Annotated in this window: 19 protein-coding genes; 11 read left to right on the forward strand and 8 right to left on the reverse strand. The window is 37.2% G+C overall.

Annotated elements, in window-relative coordinates; genetic code table 11:
• Positions 1–6: 6 nt before the first annotated feature.
• Complete coding sequence (locus JKA74_RS12000; protein ID WP_201431438.1) at positions 7–438, reverse strand: response regulator; 432 nt, start codon at positions 436–438, stop codon at positions 7–9.
• 1 nt (position 439) lies between these two features.
• Positions 440–4,249, reverse strand: a complete 3,810-nt coding sequence (locus JKA74_RS12005) for a PAS domain S-box protein (RefSeq protein ID WP_201431439.1) — start codon at positions 4,247–4,249, stop codon at positions 440–442.
• Positions 4,250–4,541: 292 nt separating this feature from the next.
• On the opposite strand from JKA74_RS12005, the gene JKA74_RS12010 reads away from it, so the two are divergent.
• On the forward strand, positions 4,542–5,210 hold the full coding sequence (locus JKA74_RS12010) for a ferredoxin reductase domain-containing protein (protein ID WP_201431440.1): 669 nt from the start codon (positions 4,542–4,544) through the stop codon (positions 5,208–5,210).
• A gap of 91 nt (positions 5,211–5,301) precedes the next feature.
• On the forward strand, positions 5,302–5,973 hold the full coding sequence (locus JKA74_RS12015; RefSeq protein ID WP_201431441.1) for an SDR family NAD(P)-dependent oxidoreductase: 672 nt from the start codon (positions 5,302–5,304) through the stop codon (positions 5,971–5,973).
• Between the two features lie 134 nt (positions 5,974–6,107).
• On the opposite strand, the gene JKA74_RS12020 is transcribed toward JKA74_RS12015, so the two are convergent.
• Entirely contained in the window at positions 6,108–6,326 is a 219-nt protein-coding gene (locus JKA74_RS12020) for a hypothetical protein (RefSeq protein WP_201431442.1), read from the reverse strand.
• A 200-nt stretch (positions 6,327–6,526) separates the two neighbouring features.
• Between JKA74_RS12020 and JKA74_RS12025 the strand changes: the two genes are divergently transcribed.
• Both JKA74_RS12025 and rlmN read left to right on the forward strand, forming a co-directional pair.
• Complete coding sequence (locus JKA74_RS12025; RefSeq protein ID WP_201431443.1) at positions 6,527–7,240, forward strand: Crp/Fnr family transcriptional regulator; 714 nt, start codon at positions 6,527–6,529, stop codon at positions 7,238–7,240.
• Positions 7,241–7,325: 85 nt separating this feature from the next.
• On the forward strand, positions 7,326–8,408 hold the full coding sequence (gene rlmN, locus JKA74_RS12030) for a 23S rRNA (adenine(2503)-C(2))-methyltransferase RlmN (protein WP_201431444.1): 1,083 nt from the start codon (positions 7,326–7,328) through the stop codon (positions 8,406–8,408).
• 14 nt (positions 8,409–8,422) lie between these two features.
• On the opposite strand, the gene JKA74_RS12035 is transcribed toward rlmN, so the two are convergent.
• Positions 8,423–9,223, reverse strand: a complete 801-nt coding sequence (locus tag JKA74_RS12035) for an ion transporter (protein ID WP_201431445.1) — start codon at positions 9,221–9,223, stop codon at positions 8,423–8,425.
• Positions 9,224–9,425: 202 nt separating this feature from the next.
• Here JKA74_RS12035 and JKA74_RS12040 point away from each other — a divergent pair, with 202 nt between their 5' ends.
• Positions 9,426–10,745, forward strand: a complete 1,320-nt coding sequence (locus JKA74_RS12040) for a DEAD/DEAH box helicase (RefSeq protein ID WP_201431446.1) — start codon at positions 9,426–9,428, stop codon at positions 10,743–10,745.
• Between the two features lie 38 nt (positions 10,746–10,783).
• On the opposite strand, the gene JKA74_RS12045 is transcribed toward JKA74_RS12040, so the two are convergent.
• The 3 genes from JKA74_RS12045 to JKA74_RS12055 form a co-directional block, all read right to left on the reverse strand.
• Positions 10,784–11,884 (reverse strand): porin, encoded by a 1,101-nt coding sequence (locus tag JKA74_RS12045; RefSeq protein WP_201431447.1) that lies wholly within the window; start codon positions 11,882–11,884, stop codon positions 10,784–10,786.
• Positions 11,885–12,081: 197 nt separating this feature from the next.
• Entirely contained in the window at positions 12,082–12,606 is a 525-nt protein-coding gene (locus tag JKA74_RS12050) for a flavodoxin family protein (RefSeq protein ID WP_201431448.1), read from the reverse strand.
• A 52-nt stretch (positions 12,607–12,658) separates the two neighbouring features.
• Positions 12,659–14,107 carry an SLC13 family permease gene (locus JKA74_RS12055; protein ID WP_201431678.1) on the reverse strand — a complete coding sequence of 483 codons (1,449 nt, stop codon included), beginning with the start codon at positions 14,105–14,107 and terminating at the stop codon, positions 12,659–12,661.
• Positions 14,108–14,537: 430 nt separating this feature from the next.
• Here JKA74_RS12055 and JKA74_RS12060 point away from each other — a divergent pair, with 430 nt between their 5' ends.
• The 6 genes from JKA74_RS12060 (at position 14,538) to JKA74_RS12085 (ending at position 20,678) form a co-directional block, all read left to right on the forward strand.
• Positions 14,538–16,082 (forward strand): class I SAM-dependent methyltransferase, encoded by a 1,545-nt coding sequence (locus JKA74_RS12060; RefSeq protein WP_201431449.1) that lies wholly within the window; start codon positions 14,538–14,540, stop codon positions 16,080–16,082.
• A gap of 33 nt (positions 16,083–16,115) precedes the next feature.
• Positions 16,116–16,802 (forward strand): NUDIX hydrolase, encoded by a 687-nt coding sequence (locus JKA74_RS12065; RefSeq protein ID WP_201431450.1) that lies wholly within the window; start codon positions 16,116–16,118, stop codon positions 16,800–16,802.
• Positions 16,803–16,988: 186 nt separating this feature from the next.
• Positions 16,989–17,885, forward strand: coding sequence for an NUDIX domain-containing protein (locus JKA74_RS12070; RefSeq protein WP_201431451.1), 897 nt, complete (start codon positions 16,989–16,991; stop codon positions 17,883–17,885).
• Between the two features lie 7 nt (positions 17,886–17,892).
• Entirely contained in the window at positions 17,893–19,329 is a 1,437-nt protein-coding gene (locus tag JKA74_RS12075) for a nicotinate phosphoribosyltransferase (protein WP_201431452.1), read from the forward strand.
• The gene (locus tag JKA74_RS12080) at positions 19,326–19,766 is read left to right on the forward strand and encodes a hypothetical protein (RefSeq protein WP_201431453.1); all 441 of its coding nucleotides are present in this window, start codon (positions 19,326–19,328) and stop codon (positions 19,764–19,766) included. The genes JKA74_RS12075 and JKA74_RS12080 overlap by 4 nt, the downstream gene beginning before the upstream one ends.
• A 3-nt stretch (positions 19,767–19,769) precedes the next feature.
• Entirely contained in the window at positions 19,770–20,678 is a 909-nt protein-coding gene (locus JKA74_RS12085) for a ribose-phosphate diphosphokinase (RefSeq protein WP_201431454.1), read from the forward strand.
• 140 nt (positions 20,679–20,818) lie between these two features.
• On the opposite strand, the gene JKA74_RS12090 is transcribed toward JKA74_RS12085, so the two are convergent.
• Positions 20,819–22,036: a pyridoxal phosphate-dependent decarboxylase family protein gene (locus tag JKA74_RS12090; protein WP_201431455.1), complete on the reverse strand. Its 1,218-nt coding sequence runs from the start codon at positions 22,034–22,036 to the stop codon at positions 20,819–20,821.
• Positions 22,037–22,242: the final 206 nt, after the last annotated feature.

Here is a 22,242-nt window from a genome sequence, read left to right on the forward strand (position 1 = left end):
TAGTCACTATTCCGACCTTGGCAAAGTAACTAAATTAAGCCAAAAATCTTCAATGGATAGAATAGCATGTAAGAAATCTTCTACATCTACTGGTTTTGTAATATAGCAATTTGCCTGGTGTTTATAGGAAAGCTGAATATCATTCTCAGATGAGGAAGTAGTTAGCATTACTATAGGAAGATGTTGAGTAGATTTATCTTCTTTTACTGCCTGAAGCACTTCATGTCCGTTTTTTAAAGGCAAATTTACATCAAGCAGCACCAGGTCAGGGGTATCGGCATTTTCAAAATCCCCTTTTTTAAAGATGAAATCCAGTGCTGCCTTTCCATTTCTCACCACACTTATCTTATTAATGATCTTGCTTCCTTCAAGTGCTTCTCTGGTCAAAAGGATATCGCCTTCATTATCTTCAACTAATAAAAGATGTACATTTTTCATATCATTTTTTGCTTATTGTAAAATAAAACACACTACCCTTACCTACAATTGATTCCAACCAAATCTCCCCGCCATTTTGTTCAATAATTTTCTTGACAATAGCAAGCCCCATTCCTGTTCCGTTGTACTCCTCACTTGCATGTAACCTTTGGAAAATAACAAATATTTTATCGAAATATTCAGTTTCAATACCTATTCCGTTATCTTTAATGGAAAAGGTGTATTGGTTTTTTGATTCTTTCGCAGAAATAACAATTTCCGGGGCTATTTCGGGATGACAATATTTTAGTGCATTGCCAATCAGATTCTGAAACACCTGTAAAAAGGGAGCTTTATTAAGCAAAACATTGGGTAATTTATGTGAGATTATCTTGGCAGATTTCTCTTCTATAGATTTACGTTGCAATTGGCAAACTTCTTCAATTAATTCTTTTACATCAACCTTCTCACTGTTTTCAGCTTTCTTGCCTGCTCTGGAAAACTCCAGGAGATCTAATATAATCTGCCGCATTCTTTTAGCCCCATCCACAGCAAAGTAAATATACTGCTTCCCCTTCTCGTCCAATACTTCTGTGTATTTTTTCTCCAATTGTGTTAAAAAACTAGTCACCATCCTAAGTGGTTCTTGCAAATCATGAGAAGCTACAAATGCAAACTGTTCAAGCTCAATATTTGATAAGGCAAGTTCTTTTGCCCTCATGGAAAGTTTTTCATTAAGTTGCTTAAGTGATTTTTCATACTCCTTTCTGTGGGTAACATCAGTGATAGCACCTACCATTCTGATGGCCTTTCCTGTAGAGTTACGAATAATAACCCCTCTGTCAATCACAAAGGCGGTCTGTCCGTCATCTCTAATAATCCTATATTCCTGAGTCCAGTTTTTAGTATTTTCATCTGCAATTGCTTCTTCAATACTGCTACTAATTTTAATCATGTCCTCAGGATGAAATTTATCGGTCCAAAAATCCTTTGAGTGTAGTTTTTTACTGACATCATAACCAAAAATCTTGTTAAATCCTGAACCTCTATACAAGGAGTCATTTTCAATGTCCCAATCCCAAATGGCATCATTGGTGGCTTCGGTTACTTTCTCAAAGCGTTCGTTGGATTGTTTAAGAAGTGCTTCAGACTGTTTTCTTTCAGTAATGTCTTTAAAATAAACCGACAATCCTTTCCCTGAAGGGTAGGCGCTAATTTCAAACCATTTATTAATTGGGTCATAATAATCCTCAAACTCCACAGAAACATGCTCTTGCATGGCTTTGTGGTAGTAATTGTAAGAGGGGAGGTCAACTGCATCATTAAACACATCCCACAGGTTTTTATTGATGATGGATTTCTTAGGAGTTTGCAGTAACTTTTCTGCTTCTTTGTTCCAGTAGGTGACTATCCATTTATTATCCACTAAAAAGAAGCCATCACTTATACTTTCCAGTATGGCCTTTTTATCATCAAAAGCTTTATGCAGTTCCAATTCAGCCATTTTCCGTTGGTGGATATCCTGAAAACTACCGAATATTTTGATGCACTCTCCATTCTTGAATTCCGGCTTTCCAATACTTCTAATCCATCTTTCATTTCCCTTAGCAGTAATAATGGGTAGTTCATAATCCCAGGACAACTTATTTTTAATAGCATCATCAGTGTGGGCTTTTACAATTCCCCTTACATCTTCTCTATAAAACCCGATTCCGGAATTGTAAGGAGGTTGAAAATCCCGGGCTACTTCATGAATTTCCTTCGTCATATCTGAGAAATACAACTTCTTAGCTTTTACATCTATCTCCCAGCTGCCTATTCTGGCCATACTTGTAGCATTTTCCAATAGATCACGAAGTTTTTTCTCTTCTGTCACATCACGCTGTATAGCAATCCAATGTGTAAACGCTCCTGATTCATCAGCTACCGGACTCACGGAAAAATCAATCCAGAATTCCTCTCCACTTTTTTTGTAATTAATAGTGGTAATTTGGAATGATTGCCAATTCCGGATTGCCTCTCCTAACTCCTTTAATTTGGCTTTGTCTGTATTGGGACCCTGTAGTATTCTCGGGGATTTCCCAATTACTTCCTCGGCTTTATAACCTGTCATTTTAGAGAAGGCTTCATTCACAAATATAATTTTGGGACCCGGCTCATCAAAAGACTCCGCCTCTGTAATCAGAATTGCATCATTGGTGTTGGTGATAACACTTTCCATTAATTTAAGCCTGTGTTCTTCCAATTTTTGCTGGGACCTGTCTCTCAGCACTCCTATCATCCGTTTGGGTTTCCCATGCTTATCACGAATGAGATGCCCTATTTCATCCACATAAGCATAACTACCGTCAGCCCTTTTCAAACGGAATTCCCTGGCCCATTTGGTTTGCTCAGGATCCGCAATAAATGCATCCCACTTTGGCTGCGCTTCCTCATGTTCATTAGGGTACATTAATGCTACCCAATCCTTTAATTCCAGGATTGTATCCATCTGATGGCCAAATATTCTTTGAAAGCTTTCTCCCCAGTAGAAGCAATCGTTCTCCACGTCCCAATCGTAAATAGCATCATTTGTGGCTCTGTGCACATAATTAAAACGCTCATTACTGGCAAGGAGGGCTTTGCTCTTTTGATGGTTTTCAAGAATCAAACTCAAAAGAGTTGCCGACCTGTTAAAAACCTCCAACTCCAATTTTCCGGGTTTTTTAACAGAATCATAATAAATACCAAAAGTAGCAATCACTTCTTTTTGGTAGTTAAATATTGGCTGGGACCAACAACTTTTCAAATCGTGAGCGAGTGCCACTGCTTTGTAATCCTTCCATAAAGGATGAGTGGAAATATCAGTTACAATTACTCTTTCTTTTGTAAATGCAGCAGTTCCACAAGAACCAACAGCCGGGCCAATTGTTAACCCCTGAATAGATGCTACATATTCCTGAGGCAATGTGGGAGATGCAAGATTCCATATTTTATTGTCTTCTACTTTCAATACAGAAACCTTCATCTCAACAAAAAGCTCTTCAAGTCCCTTTACATAGGTTTTCAACAACAATTCCAGGTTGAAATCAATATGAATGGAATCTTCCATGATTTTCCTTTCCAGCACTTCAAGATCGCGGATCAGTTGCTTTTCTGTGGCATCTTTACAAATCAACATCCGGCATTCTTCTCCATTGTACCAAACAATCTGCTCAGAGACATCCATTCGCATAGCCGTGCCATTCTTTTTATGATGTGTGAAGACTCCAAGTGAAATAGAAGCTTTGTTATTTATTCTTCTATAGGCTTTTCTTGCTTTGGTAATCTCAGAAATTGATCGGAAATCTGTGATTGACATTTGGAGAAATTCTTCTCTGGTGTAACCATAGCTTTCAATAGCTGTTTCATTTACATCATATATTTTATTGGAAATGAGACTAAATATCCACTTAGCATTGGGGCTTGAATTAAATAAATTATTGAAATTAGCTTGTGAGGATGCAAGATTCGTATCTGTGACATCTTTAGCTACACAATACATTATCTGCTCATGCTGATCCCATTGAGCTGACAACAAAAGTGAAATATGTGAGCCATTTTTATGTAAAAACCGGTTTTTGGAATTTGCTTCCTGAACCCCCTTCTTAAGATTATTAAATACAGCCTGAATTTTTACTATATCCTCTTCAAAAACAAAGTTTTCAAAAAGATTCCCAATCATTTCTTCTATTTGATAGCCCAGCACCCTTCGTGCCACTTTATTTACATAAATGAACTTTCCTTCTTCATCTAAACTGCATATGATATCAGGAGATTGATCCAATATTTTTTTGTACTCATTGTCCTTCATCCTTCTATAACTTTGGCCAACTCTTTCAAACCGCTTTTTAGTATCTCTCTAGCCACCTTTTAACTCCTCTTCCTTGACAGTAAATTTACTTAGTTTCTGACCCAAGCAGATTATAATAATACTCATTTCTTTTGACTTTACTCTCTAAAAACCCACTTCATTTCTTTAGGCTTCATAATCAGACGGTTGTACTTATATCCCTTTTAGCTGTAAAACATTTTCCATTTGTTACGTTTTAAAAAAGAAAATCCAGGTGAAAGCCTTATTTATTTCTTATCAAAAATTAAATACCATGGCAAATACAGTTAAAATCACAAACATTAGGTCTTTGACTCATAATGTGACAGAAATCACTACTCAAAAGCCTAAAGAATATGCATTTGAACCGGGGCAATCTACCGAAGTAGCTATCAATAAAGAAGGTTGGAAAGAAGAGAAAAGGCCTTTTAGCTTTACTTCGCTGCCAGAAGACGACTTTTTACAGTTTTCCATCAAATCATACCGCGACCACAATGGTGTAACCGATAAGGTGAATGGGCTAATAGCTGGTGATGAACTTAAGATAGGCGATCCGGTGGGTACTATTCAATATAAAGGAAATGGTACTTTTATAGCAGGTGGAGCAGGCATCACGCCATTCATTTCCATTTTTAAGGATCTGGAAAAAAAGAACAAGCTTAACGGAAATAGCCTTATTTTCTCTAATAAAACTTCTAAAGATGTTATATTGGAGTCTTATTGGCAGGATATTTTTGACGATAATTTCATTTCAACTTTAACTCAAGAAAATGTGGAAGGACATGAAAATGATAAAATTGGAATGGAGTTTTTAAAAAAACATATTGAGGATTTTTCGCAAAATTTCTATTTATGTGGACCAGAGGAGATGGTAAAGGATATCAGTGAATTATTGAAAATTTTAGGAGCTCGTGCGGATGCAATTGTGTTTGAAAAATATTAAATAGAGCCTACTATGTAAATTCATTAGAGCCTGTATTTAGCTAATAGTCAATGTAAATTTTATATAGTTTTTTTTCAATGATAAGTAAACCATGAATATACTAGTAAGTGGAGCAAATGGGAATCTCGGAACTGCCGTAGTTGACACCTTGCTTAATTCCGGCAAACAAATATTTGGTCTATATGCCAATGAAGATCAACTCAGGAAGGATAAGCGCCCCATTCAGAAAGAGTCCATCGATTTGACAAAACCAGACAAAGCAAAGGATGTAGTAGAAAAAATGTATTCAAAAATGGGGGCTATACAAGGGGCTGTATTGACTGTAGGTGGGTTTGCCATGGGCAAGTTGCAGGAAACGTCCTCCGATGAAATTCATTCCCAAATTAAACTCAACTTTGATACGGCTTATCATTTGGTGCAACCTCTTTTAACGAAAATGAAAAAAGGTGGTCAGATCTTTTTGATTGGTGCAAAACCTGTTCTTAATATTGATGAACTAAAAGGCAAGTTGGCTTATGGGCTTTCCAAGCAATTAATATTCACACTGGCTGAAGTAATTAATGCTGATAGTAAAAATCACGGTATCAATTGTTCGGTAATTGTCCCCAGTATAATTGATACCCCTTCTAATAGGAAGAGCATGCCTGACATGGATTTTTCTGCCTGGGTAAAGCCGGAAGAAATTGCCAAAACCATCAATTTTTATCTGGATAATCCTTATTTAAAACAAGCTATAATCAAAGCTTATGGAAATGTAGAATAGCACCACAATAAGATAACCCATTAATAATAAAACACTAACTCTCTTCAATTAGCTGCTTTAGAATATACAACATAAGGGGAAATCTCCTGGTTTAACCATGAGAGACTGTTTTACTATTGAGGCATTCATAAGAATTACTTTCTCAATATATTTCTCAAACCAAGTAAGGCTATGATAGTGCCCACTACTAAAGAAGTATAGTACCAGAATTCGCTCATTCTATAGGAATTAGAGTCAAATACATCCTTTACTTGCTCGCCTAAAGGTGCATAGGGACTATGGTCTACACTCCAGTAAACAACAAAAGTGCCGATTGCCACTAATAATATTCCTGAAATCAATCCTTTTTTCATAATTACTTTATTGATGCCTTATAAGATAGTTGTTTTCCATGGAAGCCTGATATAACCTGTTTAGTTCCCCTTTTGAAATAAACACACTCATAAATTCTTTAAGAAGAGAATGTTTTCACCCTTTTATATGTTTAAAAATATGGCTACATTTATGTAATAAGATAAACTTGTCTTATTTAGAAAAAAAAAGCTTTCTCGACATGTCAAAAAAAGTTAAAAACATTCCCTGTGATTTATGCCTGAGCAGACGTAAATCAATGTTTAATGAACTCCCCCAGGAAGCACTTTGCGCATTATCAGAGCGTAAAAGTACCATCTCCCATAATAAAGGCCAGATATTATTTTTAGAAGGCACCTTACCCATGGGGCTTTTTTGCATAAGTGAAGGCAAGGTGAAGGTATTTAAAACGGATGATTCCGGACGTGAACAAATTGTAAGGTTAGCCCAGGCAGGTGACTTCTTAGGTTACAGAGCACTATTATCAGGAGAAAATTACAACTCTTCTGCCACCATTCTGGAAGAAGCAAAAGTGTGTTTTATCCCAAAAAGTAGTTTTACAGAACTTGTTGTGAAGGATATTTCCTTTCAAAATAAATTAATGCAGGCCGTATGCCATGATTTAGGAGTTATGGAACAAAAAATGGCTGATATGGCCAGTAAAAATGTGCGTCAAAGGTTGGCCACTACTTTACTGATGCTAAAAAACACATATGGAATTGATGGTGAAAAACATACTGAAATAGACATAGCTCTTACACGTGAAGATCTGGCTCAAATGGTGGGCACTGCAACTGAAACAGTCATCAGGTTACTTTCAGAATTTAAAAAAGACAATTTAATTGAGATAAAGGGTAAAAAAATAAGCATTGTTGATAAAGAGGGTTTAGCCAAAGAAATCAACCTGTTTGCCTAATTTTGATCTTTCCTTACTTCCTTGCGAACTATTTATTCTCTCTTCTGCTTATGTGAGCTTAATAATGTAAATTTGCAAAATGCATATGCAGGATAAAGCACAACATCTACCTAAAGAAATTATAGAGGTTAACCTTTCAAAGAAGGACATCAGAAAGATGTCTGTGGAAGAAATTGCCCTTGATTTGACACAAAAAGGAGAAAAAGCCTTTCGTGCCAAACAAATATATGAATGGCTATGGGTGAAATCCGCAGCTACTTTTGAGGACATGACTAATCTTTCAAAAGATTTAAGGGAATGGATGGAGGCTAATTATTGCATTAACAGAATCACGATTGCATCAAAACAAATAAGTGGAGACCGTACGATAAAAGTTGCTTTCCGATTGCATGATGGCAATGAAGTAGAGGGCGTGCTTATTCCTACCGAAAACCGAATGACGGCTTGCGTATCTTCACAGGTAGGTTGCTCGTTAAGCTGCAAATTTTGTGCTACAGGCTATCTTAAGCGAATGCGTAATTTGGAGGCTGCCGAAATTTATGATCAGGTAGTGATGATTAAAGAACTGGCCGAAGAACACTATCAAATGCCATTAACCAATATTGTATATATGGGAATGGGAGAACCCCTTTTGAATTACAAAAATGTGCTGGAATCCATTGAGCATATTACTTCTGAAAAAGGTCTTCATATGTCTCCTAAGCGAATTACTGTTTCAACTGCCGGCATTTCAAAAATGATTAAAAAGCTGGCTGATGATGATGTAAAGTTTAATTTAGCTTTATCATTACATGCCGCCAATGACGAAAAAAGAAGTACCATCATGTCCATTAATGACAGTAATAACCTGCCGGTACTGAGAGAAGCTTTGCAGTACTACTACCAGAAAACGAAGAACAGAGTTACTTTTGAATATTGTGTATTTAACAATTTCAACGACTCACTAGAGGACGCCCGTGAATTGTGGCAGTTCACTAAATATGTTCCGGCCAAGGTCAACCTCATTGAATATAACCCGATTGATCAGGCAGACTTTGTAAATACTGAAGCCGATAAATTAGATGCATTTGCCTCTTACCTGGAAAATAAGGATGTAACTGTGAATGTAAGGAGAAGCCGTGGTAAGGATATTGATGCAGCCTGTGGGCAATTGGCGAATAAGCATTGATTTAAAAATGTAAGTTAGGGAATTCGATTTTCAATATCTTTCCCGCAATGTGGGCATTCGTTCGATTGTTTGGTTTTTCCTATCTTATCCATAAAACCCGCACTTATTAATCCTGTTGGTAAAGCAACTATTCCAATTCCTAAAATTGCAATTATTCCACTTATAAATTTCCCCCAGCCGGTAACAGGATATACATCCCCATATCCCACAGTTGTCAAGGTGGCTATTGCCCACCAAAAGGTTGCCAAAATATTCGGGAATGCTTCAGGCTGTTTCTCTCCTTCAACATAATACATGATAAAAGAAGCAAATAAGAGTACCAGAAATGTGACAAAACCAGTAACAAGTAGTTCCGGCTTTTTTTCTTTGATGACCGCCCCTATTAAATTTAAAGAATTATTATACCTGTTGACTTTAAGAACACGCAAGAACCTTGTCAATCTTAGAACCCTCAAAAATCTCAAATCTATTTTAATTAACATTGGAAGGTAAAAAGGTATAAGGGCCATTAAATCGATTAAACCTTGCAAAGAAAACATGAATTTCAAATACGATTTGAATCTTGTAGTGGAAGGATGAGTTAAATCCGAAACATACAATCTCATTAAGTATTCAATTGAGAAAACTACAATTGAAAAAATATTAAATATTCTTAATTGATATCCAAACTTGCTATTGATTTCAGGAACAGATTCAAGAATAATAGAAATAACGCTTAGGAGAATCAATGACATGATTATATAATCAAAAACCACATTCATTCTTCTTCCGTGTGAGCCCTTTTCAACTGCTCGATATATTTTAGTTTTTATCATGGGGACAAATTGACTTAAATAGAAATCAGGCATCAATCTAAAGGCTTTTTCAAATAATTTAGACTTGACACTCCTTTATTAAAATAATTTTCGATCAAACAAGCCTATCAACTTATAAACATGGATAGTTATAGATAGGTGATTTAAACCATTGCTACCATATTTATAATAACTATTCCCCAATTTAGCCTAGCTTTGCATTATGGTACAATCGGTAAAAAATCAGCAGGAAATATTAACCAAAATGGGTATTGCCCAGCTAAACCCCATGCAGGAGGAAGCCCTGAAGGTAATAGCTAATGCTGAAGAAACTATTCTACTTTCACCTACAGGCACCGGTAAAACCATTGCTTTTTTATTACCTATTATAAAAAAGCTCAATCCGCAAAATCCTGAGGTGCAAGCTCTAATTTTAGTACCTTCCAGGGAATTGGCCATCCAAATTGAGCAGGTAATTCGTGAAATGGGTACAGGCTATAAAGCCAATGCCATTTACGGTGGCAGAGCCGGTGCTAAAGATAAAGAAGATTTAAAACACAGACCGGCCATCTTAATCGGTACGCCCGGACGGATTGCAGATCACCTGAGACGAGAGACTTTTCCGGTTACAGATATACTTACGCTTGTGCTGGATGAGTTCGATAAATCTCTGGAAGTAGGCTTTGAAGGCGAGATGAAAGAGATTATCTGGAACTTGCCTAATGTCCATAAAAAGATTCTAACTTCTGCCACTGAGCCGAAGAACCTCCCCTCTTTTATAGGATTAAGAGAGCCAATTTATATCAATTATTTGAATGAAGGCGTTGCTGAATTAGCCATAAAAGTGGTGCAATCTCCTAAAAAGGATAAACTGGAAACATTGGGGCAACTTCTCCAGAAATTAGGATCTCAGCCAGGAATCATATTCTGCAATTTTAAAGAAAGCATAGAAAGGGTAAGTGATTACCTCAATGAGCTGGGGATTCAACATGGCAGTTTCCATGGTGGATTGGAGCAAAGAGACAGAGAGCGTGCATTAATTATGTTCCGTAATGGCACTTATAATGTTTTGTTAGCTACCGATTTGGCTGCAAGAGGAATTGATGTGCCTGAAATAAAATTTATTATCCATTACCATTTACCTGTAAAAGCGGAGGAGTTTACCCACCGAAATGGACGTACAGCAAGAATGCACCAGTTCGGTACTGCTTATATATTACAGGGAGGGGATGAAAAATTACCTCCCTTTATTACGGCAGAATCTATGTCCATAGAGGAATTAGGAACTGAGGGAACAAAAAAAGAAGCCGAATGGCAGACATTATTTATCTCCGGAGGCAGGAAAGATAAAATCTCCAAAGGAGACATAGCAGGCTTATTCTTTAAACAAGGTAGCCTTAAAAAGGATGATTTGGGAGTAATTGAGCTCAAGCAGGATTGTGCCTTTGTATCGGTAAAAGCCTCAAAAGTTAAGCAGTTGCTTAAAGAAGTGAATAACAGCAAATTGAAAAAGAAGAAGGTGCGGATTAGCGTGGTGGAGTAGTTTAGGAGGAATTTAAATTCCTCCAAAACTAAATGCTATTATTTAAGCATCTCTGAAAACTGAATGGCAATTGAACTGCCAATCGTAAAGTTATTGTTACTAAATGAATCATCATTTGTGGCAAAAATTCTGTCTTTACTGTTTAGCCAACGCGCTTCTAATCTGCAGGCAACATTTGATGTTGGCCAATAATCCCAATTCCAGGAAAGACCAGTAATATTGAATTCATTTCCTGTTTCTGTAGGTATAATTATTTCTGCATTATCCTGGAAATATTCAGCTCTGACAGCTGTTTTCCAGCTTTTATTAATTGTTAGCTGTCCAATTATTATTGGGGTAAACCAAGCATCATAAGAGTCGCTGCTTTTTGCTCTTTGTTGTACTCCATAGTCAATACCTGCAATCAAACTGAACTTTTCACTCAGTTGAAATTGACCAAAAAAATCATTGAAGTAGCGCATTCTTCTTGTGCTGTCAGGTTCATCAGTTCCTATGAAAGTACTCCAATTCAAAGTGATTCTTTCATTCGGACTGTAATTTACTTGTGTACCATAAGAAGGTAAAGAATTTCCTTCCAAACGCTGAATGCGTTGCCATCCGTTACACATAAGCGCTACAAGCTCCCACTTATCATTAGGATTGTAAGTAAGTTTGGCTCCAGAAAGAAAATATGGAGAACTTTCCGCGATGAAAGAACGAGTTAGTGTCCAGTTATCTGTTGAGATGGCACTTTCAAAACCAATATGAGAAGCAAAAACTCCTGCATCTAACCAGAGGTTATTTCTTTCATTTAAAGAAATCCCAACATTGGCTTCAAATATATTTTTTAACAATCCCGGTTCTTCAGAATAATTATCATTGCCATAAGTTCCTGCATGAAAAGCAAAATTAGCTCTGTATTTGGCATGCTCTACATTCACTTTCATAAGCGCCAGATTCACATTAAATTCATTATGCCGATTATGATTGTAAAAGAATCCTTGTCGGTAATTCGTGCCAGGTTGGTTAAAGTCATACATATAAAAGGCATCTACAAAACCCGATAAAGTTGTTACTGGCTTGCTCTCATATGTGCCACTATCCTGCGCAACTACATTAATTGACAATAAGAATGTTAATAATAGAATTGATAGCTTCATTTACTCTCGGAAATTTTATTTAAAGTATTCTCATATTTTTAGCTCAAAAGCTAAGACCTCTAAAGCTTGAAAATGATGATAAGTGCTTTTAGAGGCACAAATCTAGTAGGTAAATTCTCAATTACTATTTTTTCTTGTGATTATTATAACCTACTGCAAAAAATAGAGGAGAGCATCTGTTCAACCAAAGAATCACATTAGTCTAGTAAATGACCCATTCCCTCTTCTAACTTCCGCTTGAATGCTGCAATTAATTTCAGTACATTTTCTGTTGGAGAATCACTTTCAATCCAGGTATGTAAGTTGCCAACATAGGTCATTCCTAAGTATTCAGCACTATTCTTAAAAGGTACAAAAAAGCCTTCCGTTTCAATTCCATCAGACCCACAGGAAATTGCCGCCATGTATTTACCTCTCAACTTTCTACCTGTTTCTTTTTCTATCTTTAAACAATCTGTTACTCTATCAAAAAAGGTTTTCATTAATCCACTCATTGAATACCAATACACAGGAGTAGCAAAAATAATTAGGTCATACTCCACTATTTTTCTCATCAATTTTAAAAAATCATCATTCCTGTTTTTGTGTTCATAGTTATACTGGCTTATGAGGTAAGAATTCAAATCGATCAATTCGCATTTCATCCTTTCTCTAAGAATTCCTACAATTTTACTTGTATTGCCATTACTCCTTGAGCTTCCTTGTATGATTATAGTTTTCATTTAGTTTTAGTAAACTCTATTGAACCCGTTAAACCTTAAAGATAATTTCCTTTTAAAAAACCAAAGGCGCCAGATACATTCCTGCCAAAAACAGCACCACAATGGCGATCAAATTCAGTAGAAATCCGGCACGTACCATTTGTTTGATATTGATATAACCACTGGCAAAAACAATGGCATTAGGTGGTGTGCTTATAGGCATCATAAAAGCACAGCTGGTTGCCAAAGCCACTGGTATAGCAAGCAAAAGAGGCTCCACTTCCAGACCGTTAGCAATGCTAATCACCATAGGAATAGCAATGGTGGTAAGGGCTACATTACTCATTAACTCAGTGAGAAAAAGAGCCAGCGCAATCAAAATCAACAACAGTAGCCATAACGGAATATCCTGATACTGACTGATAGCCATTCCTATTTGATCTACAAAACCGGCCTCTTCCATGGCTTTGGCCAATGCCATACCTCCGCCAAATAAGATGAGAATTCCCCAGGGCAAGTCTTTCATTGATGTCCAATCCATCAACATTTTTCCTTTCTTGTTCAATGGAACCAGAAAGGTGGCCAACCCTCCAGACATAGCCGTTATGGTATCATTCAATAAGTCGGTGCCTAATAAAAAATTTATTTGATCCTTGGCCACCCAGCATACAGCCGTAAGAGTAAAAATAATGGCAACCCATTTTTCTTCTTTCTTCCAACTTCCCAAAGCAGCCAATTCTGAGTTGATAAAATTATCTGCATGTTCTATTTTACCAATTCCATGCTTGAAAAGCACTTTGGTAAGCATAAAATATGTAAGTATCAGCATTATTGTTACCACTGGCAGACCAATCATTAGCCATCCGGCAAAAGAAATCTCTCTGCCCAAAATATTTTTAACCAGGCCCACCAATACCACATTGGGAGGTGTTCCAATAATAGTAGCCATACCACCTACATTGGCAGCATAGGCTATACTTAAGAAAAGAGCAGTTTTAAATCGTGAAAAGCCTGAAAAAGAACTTTCATGGCTTTCTAATAATTTCACCACCGATAAAGCAATCGGCAACATCATTACAGCTGTGGCGGTATTGCTGATCCACATACTAAGTACGGCTGTAGCCAACATAAAGCCCATAATTATACCATTGGCACGGGTACCTGTCAGCCTGATAAGGTTCAAAGCAATACGCTTGTGCAGCTGGTGTTTTTCCATGGCCAATGCCAACATAAATCCTCCCATAAAAAGGAATATGATTGGACTTGCATAGGGCGCAGTGGCTTCAGAAAGTTTAAAAACCTCTGTAGTCGGAAATAAAATCATCGGCAGGAGTGCCGTAGCAAAAATTGGAATGGCTTCAAAAATCCACCAAATCACCATCCAGATGGCAATAGAAAACACATCCCAGCCGATTTCTGAAAACCAGAATTGAGGTTCAAAATACTGGATCAGGCCAAAAAGTAAAGGCCCAGCCACTAAAGCAATTAATCTAAAGGAAAATCCATTGGTTTTTTGTTCCATTAACTCAACTTCATTAATCAAATTCAAATAAACCTAAATATTTGAAATTACATAGGATTTTCTAGGCTATTAAGAAATATAGCTAGAAACCTGAGTACGATTGCTATAGGATGTCATCCCCGCTTAGGCGGGGCAGGCTATGCAGGAAAATTAAGACTTACTTTTTCCAAAAGTCTTAATTTATCCGGTAGCTCATGCTAAATATTAATGGGATCACGGATAATTTTCTTTTTTATGAAAAATGTAATCCTGATCCATCGGGACTGAAATGACGTTCTAACATTTAGATTCGTTTAATGTGATATAAGACCCCTTTTCTCTTTTATCGGTAGTAAGTGACAAGATTTATTTTACAAGAGCTCAAAAAGGAATTGCTTATGCATATGAATTGTATTTTATTTACCTTCTTTTCATCAAACTTTATCTATTAATGTATCTACTTTTTCCTGGCCGACATCATTTACTCACTCAATTTCAATTTGATTATCTGCAAAAAATAATTCAGGAAAAAAGTGAGGATAAAATTGTTGGAATTGTATTTGCAGTTACATCGGCCAACCATAGTGGCACCAAAAGGAATCCTATCCCATTCTATCTCCGCGCCATGATGATTCAGGAATTCTGTGAGTATTTACCAGCTAAAAGCTATGTGTTTGGAATAGATGATGTAGGCGAACTGGAGAATTTCGCCTCCTATACTTTGAAACAGATACAGCATCAAAGTGAGCAAAAGCTGCAATTAAATGCTGAAAACACTTTGTTAATTTGCTCTACTCCTGTAATGGAAATGTATAAAAAACTTGGCTTTAAGGTGCTTACTGCTGAATTGCAGGACGAAAAATATCAAAGCTACCAAACAGCTTTGCCCTGGGAACTGGTTGAGTCTATTTCTGAACATACAGATTGGGCTCAGGCAAATGAAATTGTATCGCTCATTCATCAGGCAAGTAAAAAAATATGGCAGACTTATAGTCTGGATGAGAAGGTGAGAAACATACTTAACGACCCGATAATAGGAGAAGATGGAGATATCACCGAATCACGCGATTATAATTCTTATGTCCGCCAGATGGACGAAATAGCTGAGATAAAATATAAAGATACAGCACGTTATATTAAGCCAGGCATCATTGGAGACATTGGTTGCGCGGTAGGCTCATGGATTAAACAAGCTTCCGAAGACCCGAGATTTCGTGAATCCGATTTCTATGGAATAGAGGTGGCACGCCAGCTATATGAAATTTGCCTTCAGAGAAAGAACAACAGGGAGTTTGGAAATCCGTATGTTTTCTTTGCTCAAAAAAATGCGGTCACGTCATTTGTATTTCAAAAAGAAAGTATGAATACTATCCACACCTCTTCCTTAACGCACGAAATTGAATCATATGGTAACAGGCAGGATTTACTCAAGTTTATTTCCAACAGGTATGAAGAATTACAAAGTGGAGGAGTCTGGATTAACAGAGATGTGATAGGCCCTGAAAACGGAAGTAAAACTATTCTGATGCAATTGACTACAGAAGATGGGCGAAACGATGACTTTGATCTGGTTTTTAGTGACAACACTCTGCTGGCTGAATATTTAGGAGGCTTGAGTACTTATGCCCTCTTCAAAAGATTTTGTATGGATTTCAGAAAAACAGAGAATGACCAAATCAGCTACAATGAAATACATATAGAAGGTGACACCTATTTTGAACTAGCTTTAAAAGATGCTGCAGAATTTATGCTCACAAAAGATTATCACGATAACTGGAACAGTGAAATGCATGAAAGATTCTGTTTTTGGAGCTTTTCTGAATGGAAAGCAACTTTAGAATCCTTCGGTTTTAGGGTAGAGGAAAGCTCTTCTGCTTATGCTAATCCATGGATAGTTCAGAATAGGTTTGAAAATAAAGTACAACTCTTCGATAAAAACAGGAAAGCACTTGACTATCCTCCCACGAACGTTTTACTTTTAGCATCAAAAATTTAATCCTTATTAATTAAGCTTTGAATACCTTTGAATATGGAGCAAGTACAAGACATAAAAGTAGCTGTTGATGCTGTAGTTTTTGGCTACAAAGTGAAAGATGGTATTTCTATACTGCTCATCAAAAGAAAAATTGATCCTTTTAAAGGTTCCTGGGCCCTGCCTGGTGGACTTGTAAAAAACGAGGAAACCCTGGAAAAGGCCATCGAAAGAGAGCTTAAGGAAGAAACAGGTGTGTCTATTAATTACCTGGAACAGCTTTATAGCTTTAGCGAAGTGGAACGAGATCCAAGAAATCGTGTGATCTCAGTAGCTTATTACGGATTAATTAAACCAGATGCCTTCCAACTGAAAGCCAGTACTGATGCTGTGGATGCCCAATGGTTTAACATTAAAGATTTGCCACCCCTGGCGTTTGATCACCAACATATTGTAGAGCTAGCTATTAAACGATTGAGAGGCAAAATAACTTATGAGCCAATAGGTTTTGAACTGCTGGATAAGAAATTCCCTTTTTCGGATTTGGAAAAACTATATGCAGTAGTATTGGATAGGCCTATAGATAGGAGAAATTTCAAAAAGAAAGTGCTCAAATATGGTTTTATAAAAGAAACCGATGAAAAACAAAATCTTTCAGGTGCCGGCCGTCCCGGCTTTCTTTACCAGTTCAATGAAGAAAAGTATTTCGATTTGAAAAGGAAAGGAATTAATTTTGAGGTGTAGAAATTTTGCCTTAGTAGCACTTTAAAGCAAAGAATCCCCCTGCCCCCCCCTTTAAGAAAAAAAGTGAGAGGTTCATTTTCAATCAAGATCAATGGCTCTATTTAATTATTTGTGTAAAAAATACGCAAATAATTTTGCGGCTTAATTTTCCCCTTTTATATTTGTGTATAATTAACGCAATTAGATATGGAAACAGGAGTAATTATCGCCAGATTTCAAACACCCTACCTACACGAGGGGCATATGGACCTCATTCAAAAAGTAAAAGAGCAACATGATAAGTTGATTATCATCTTGGGAGTAAGCCCGGTAAAAACAAGCCGTAAAAACCCTTATGACTTTTATACCCGGGAGACCATGATCAAAAAAGAATTCAATGATGTAATTGTTTTACCTCTTAGTGATCATCCAAGTGATGAGGCATGGTCGCAAAACCTGGATAATATGCTGGAAAGTGCATTTCCTGCGGAAGCATTTACTTTATACGGTAGCAGAGATAGTTTTATTCCCTACTACCATGGCAAAAAGCCGATAGTTGAACTCCCCGAACATGGAGATTATAGCGCCACGGAATTACGCAAAAAATATGCAGACAAGGTATCCAATTCAAGAGATTTCAGAGCCGGAATTTTATATACACTTCACAACCAATATAAAAAGGTTTATCCTACTGTGGATGTAGCTGTGTTTCGAAATAACAAAACAGAAGTGCTATTAGGTAGAAAAGCAATCTCCAGTAATTGGCGCCTTGTGGGTGGTTTTTCAGATCCCGAAGATGACAGTTATGAAATGGCCGCCTTACGTGAAATGCGCGAAGAGTGTGGAGATCTTGCGGTGGAAAACCTGCAATATGAAACCTCCTCCAAAGTGGACGACTGGCGCTATAAAAATGAGGCCGATCAAATTATCACCTTGCTTTTCAGCTGTGATTATAATGAAGGAGATGTAATAGCACAAGATGACATCAAAGAATTACAGTGGTTCCCTTTAGGAGAATTACCTAAAATGAAAGAATCTAATCAGCTTTCACCTGAACATTATATGCTGTTCGATTTTATACTTAACAAATACCTCACTAAATAAGAAAGTCATGAGAAATAACTTAGTATTACTCGCAGATGGTTATAAATATTCTCACCACAAACTCTACTATCCTGGCACAGAAAAAGTATGTAGCTACCTGGAAAGCAGGGGTGGAAAATTTGACAATACTGTTTTCTACGGGCTGCAATATTTCCTGAAAACATTCCTGGAAGGGCAGGCATTTACCCAAGCTGATCTGGACGAGGCCGAGCCTATTTTGGAATCTGTATTCGGGAGAAATGATGTGTTTGACAAGAGTAAATTTCAATACATACTGGACAAGCATAAGGGGAAATTACCTGTTCGAATTAAAGCTGTTCCTGAAGGAAAAGCTGTACCAGTTCAGAATGTGCTGATGACCATTGAAAACACCGATCCGAAATGCTATTGGCTCCCTAATTTTTTGGAAACACTTTTAATGCAGATATGGTACCCTTGCACAGTGGCTACTTTAAGCAGGGAGATTAAAAAAGTGATTACTCAATACTATGATGAAACAGCCACTCCCGGTTCCGAAGCGGGTATTCCTTTTGTATTGAATGATTTTGGAGCCAGAGGGGTAAGCAGCCTGGAAAGTGCTGGCATTGGTGGCAGTGCGCATTTAATCAACTTCAACGGCAGTGATACCATATCCGCCTCTGTATTTGCACAAAAGTATTATGCTGCAAAGGAAGTTTATGGTAAAAGTATTCCGGCTACTGAGCATAGTATTTGTACATTGTTGGGCGAAAAAGGTGAGAAAGGTATTTTCAAGCATGTATTAGATGAATTTCCTGCTGGATTAGTCGCTTGTGTATCTGATAGCTATGATATCTTCAGGGCCTGCAAAGAGTATTGGGGAGAGGAATTTAAAGAGAGAATTCTTGAAAGAGATGGTGTATTAGTGATCCGCCCTGACAGTGGTGACCCGGTGATGACTTTATTAAAAGTATATGAAATATTATTCGAGAAATTTGGCTACACTATCAATGAAAAAGGGTATAAAGTACTGCCTCCACAAGTTCGGGTAATTCAGGGTGATGGCGTAAATTACGAAGCCATTCAGGAAATATTTGAAGCGCTGAAAACAAATAAAATAAGTGCTGAGAACCTGGTATTAGGGATGGGTGGTGCACTCCTGCAAAAGCTGGACAGAGACACACAAAAATTTGCATTAAAATGTAGCTATGCTGAAATAAATGGCAAGGCAGTATTGGTGCAGAAAAGGCCTAAAGAATTGGATAAAAGCGGAAAAATTATTGAAAGCTTCAAAAAAAGTAAAGCCGGTAAGTTAAAGTTGGTGAAAATAAATGGTGTTTACAGCACAGTAGCAGCTCACGAATTACCAGAGGTTCCGGATGAATTAGTCACTGTATTTGAAAACGGAAAAGTCCTAAAAGAATGGACTTTTGAAGAAATAAGAAAAAATGCAGCTATTGAAGAAAATCAAGCTGTATTTATATGATCACTAAAGCCATTAGCCGAGCTTTTGAGCAGGCAAAAACGAGGAATTGGAACAAGACCTATTGGGCTTTTGATGTGCACGAAACGGTTCTGGAACCCAATTGGTCAGAGGTAGAATTACCAACAAAATTCTATCCTCTGGCGAAAAAAGCTTTGCAATTGATTAGCCAAAGGGAGGACGTGTGCTGCATTTTATTTACTTGCTCGCATCCTTCAGAAATTGAAAAATATCTTGCTTTCTTTGCATCACATAATATTCACTTCAGCTATGTGAATGAAAACCCTGAAGTGAAGAACAAAAAGTATGGCAACTTTTCAAAAAAGCCCTACTTCAATGTGCTCTTTGAAGACAAAGCCGGTTTTGATGCTTTAACTGATTGGAAAGAAGTCATCAAACTACTGGAAAAGAAGCAGGAAACTGTAATTCAGAAAATATAAACTATGAAAAAGCTACTCTTTTATACCACCAAATATAAATATCTTGCTGATAAAATACTGGCTGAAAACAGCTTTGAAGAAGGGCAAGTTGAAGTGAAGGAATTTACCGATGGTGAACGATATCAACGCATATTAAACCAGGTCGAAAACCGGGATGTCATACTGTTGGGAGGTACTGTATGCGATGCCGACACCTTGGAACTCTATGATTTAGCTTCAGCACTAGTCTCATATGGAGCTAACTCATTGAGCTTAGTAGTTCCTTACTTTGGTTATTCCACAATGGAGAGAGCTGTTAAACCCGGAGAAATTGTGACTGCCAAAACTAGGGCAAGGTTACTTTCTTCCATTCCTAAAAGCCATAAAGGAAATAAAATTTACTTATTTGATTTACATACAGAAGGAATTCCACATTACTTCGAGAATGATCTGCAGCCTGTGCATGTTTATTGTAAAGAAATTATTATCGAAGCAGCGAAATCTGTAGGTGGAAAAGATTTTGTTCTGGCAAGTACCGATGCTGGCAGAGCCAAATGGGTGGAGTCCCTGGCCAATGATATAGGTGTTAATGCTGCTTTCTTGCTCAAAAGAAGATTGGAAGAAGATAAAACAGAGATAAGTGCCGTTAATGCAGATGTAAAAGGTAAAACCGTGGTGATTTATGACGATATGATCCGCTCAGGCGGAAGCATCATAAATGCAGCAAAAGTGTATAAAGAAGCAGGGGCATCAAGTATTTTTGTAATCACCACCCATGGGATATTTATCAATGACGGGCTGCAAAAGCTAGAAAACTGCGGATTAGTCGAAATGGTTGTTACTACAGACACACACTGCCATATGAACCGTGAGAATTCGAACTTCCTAAAGATTCACAGTATAGCACCACTGGTTAACCAGCTATTTAGGTAAAAAAAGAGCCCGCCATTATATTTTCCAATTTCCTGATAGTCAAACAATATAATCAGAAGATTTAATTCAGTATTCACTATTCCTCGAAGCTATCGAGGAATAGTGAAATCCCCATTTAGCATGCCGGGAGATTTTATCTGTTAAACCTCCTCTAAAAATCTTTCCAGCTTCTCAATAGTCACATGATCCATGATCACTATTTTAAACCATTTTGCATTTTTATGATTGTCCGGCACCAACCCATATTTTTTACAAACTTCCGGTTTCAGATATTCCGCTTCAATAGTGACAATATTGGCATCAGGATATCTATAAAAGGCGATTCCTCTTTCTTTAAGTTGATTACACAACCATGTGGCACGGTGATTAAGCACCATTGTCTTTTCATACCAGCCATTCGGCCCATAGGTCATTAATATCATCCAAATAGCTATGGCATTAGCTCCCGATCGTGAACCTATCAAAGTATAATCTTCCCCCTCTACATAACTTGCTTCCTGCGTATTCGCATAGGCCATCCAATTTTTTCTAATGAGAAATATGCCTGTTCCGTAAGGTGCTTGCAGCATTTTATGTGCATCCAAAGTGATAGAATTCACATGTCGGTTGCTGAAATTCAAATTATTCTCAGCTTTGGCAAATGGATAGAAAAATCCGCCATAAGCACCATCCACATGTAATTTGAATGGAGCATTCATTGCGCTTAGAACCTCTGTATAACAATCAACATTATCCACCGATCCAAACATGGTGGTCATCATATTGGCCATCACAATAAAATATTTTTTACGCTCAGACTGTGCATGTATAATAGTTTTTTCAACACCATTATGATTTATCTCTCTGGTTTTTTGATCCACCGGCACCTTGTAAAAGCCTATCTGAAACACATTTGATGCTTTAGCTGAAGAGTAATGCGCATCAGCCGAGCTGATTAAAGCAATTTCATCCAAGGAAGCATGGTGTTCCTTCATAAAATAATTGCGATAGATCCAAACTGCCTGCATATTGGCTTCTGTTCCTCCGGAGGCAACATATCCATCAAAATCTTCTTGCCCTCCTTTCAATATTTCCTTAGCACATAAGGCAATAGCTTCTTTTTCGATCGCCTGGGTGCCTTTGAAAAAGCTTTCTGAAGAACCTAGAGTATGGCACCCTATATGGTTGGGATTATGTATCAGAGTGGAAAGAAAAGGTGCATCTTCTAAAAATGGGGCATTTTGATAAAACACTTTATCATCCAAATGAGAAGCCGGCAAGCCAATTATGTTCTGGTTATAGTAATCAACATTCTCATTTAAAGCAGAGAATATACGCTCCTTGATCTGTTGTTGGGACAGTTTTTTCCACTGTTGCATAGCTTTTTATTTACTTAAAAGGTTATTGAAATAGCGACTCCTCGTGCGGAAATCTTAGATAGGTTGCATAAAAATAAGGAGAGACTATTGATTTTCCAAATTCAACCCTTAGTAGAAAAACTTATTTGTTCTTATTCTTTCAAACACAAAAGCCACCCAATTTCTCAGGTGGCTCATTAAATATCTAACTTTAAGTTGCAAAAAAT

It is taken from the genome of Marivirga aurantiaca (assembly GCF_016679925.1).
Lineage (GTDB): Bacteria > Bacteroidota > Bacteroidia > Cytophagales > Cyclobacteriaceae > Marivirga > Marivirga aurantiaca.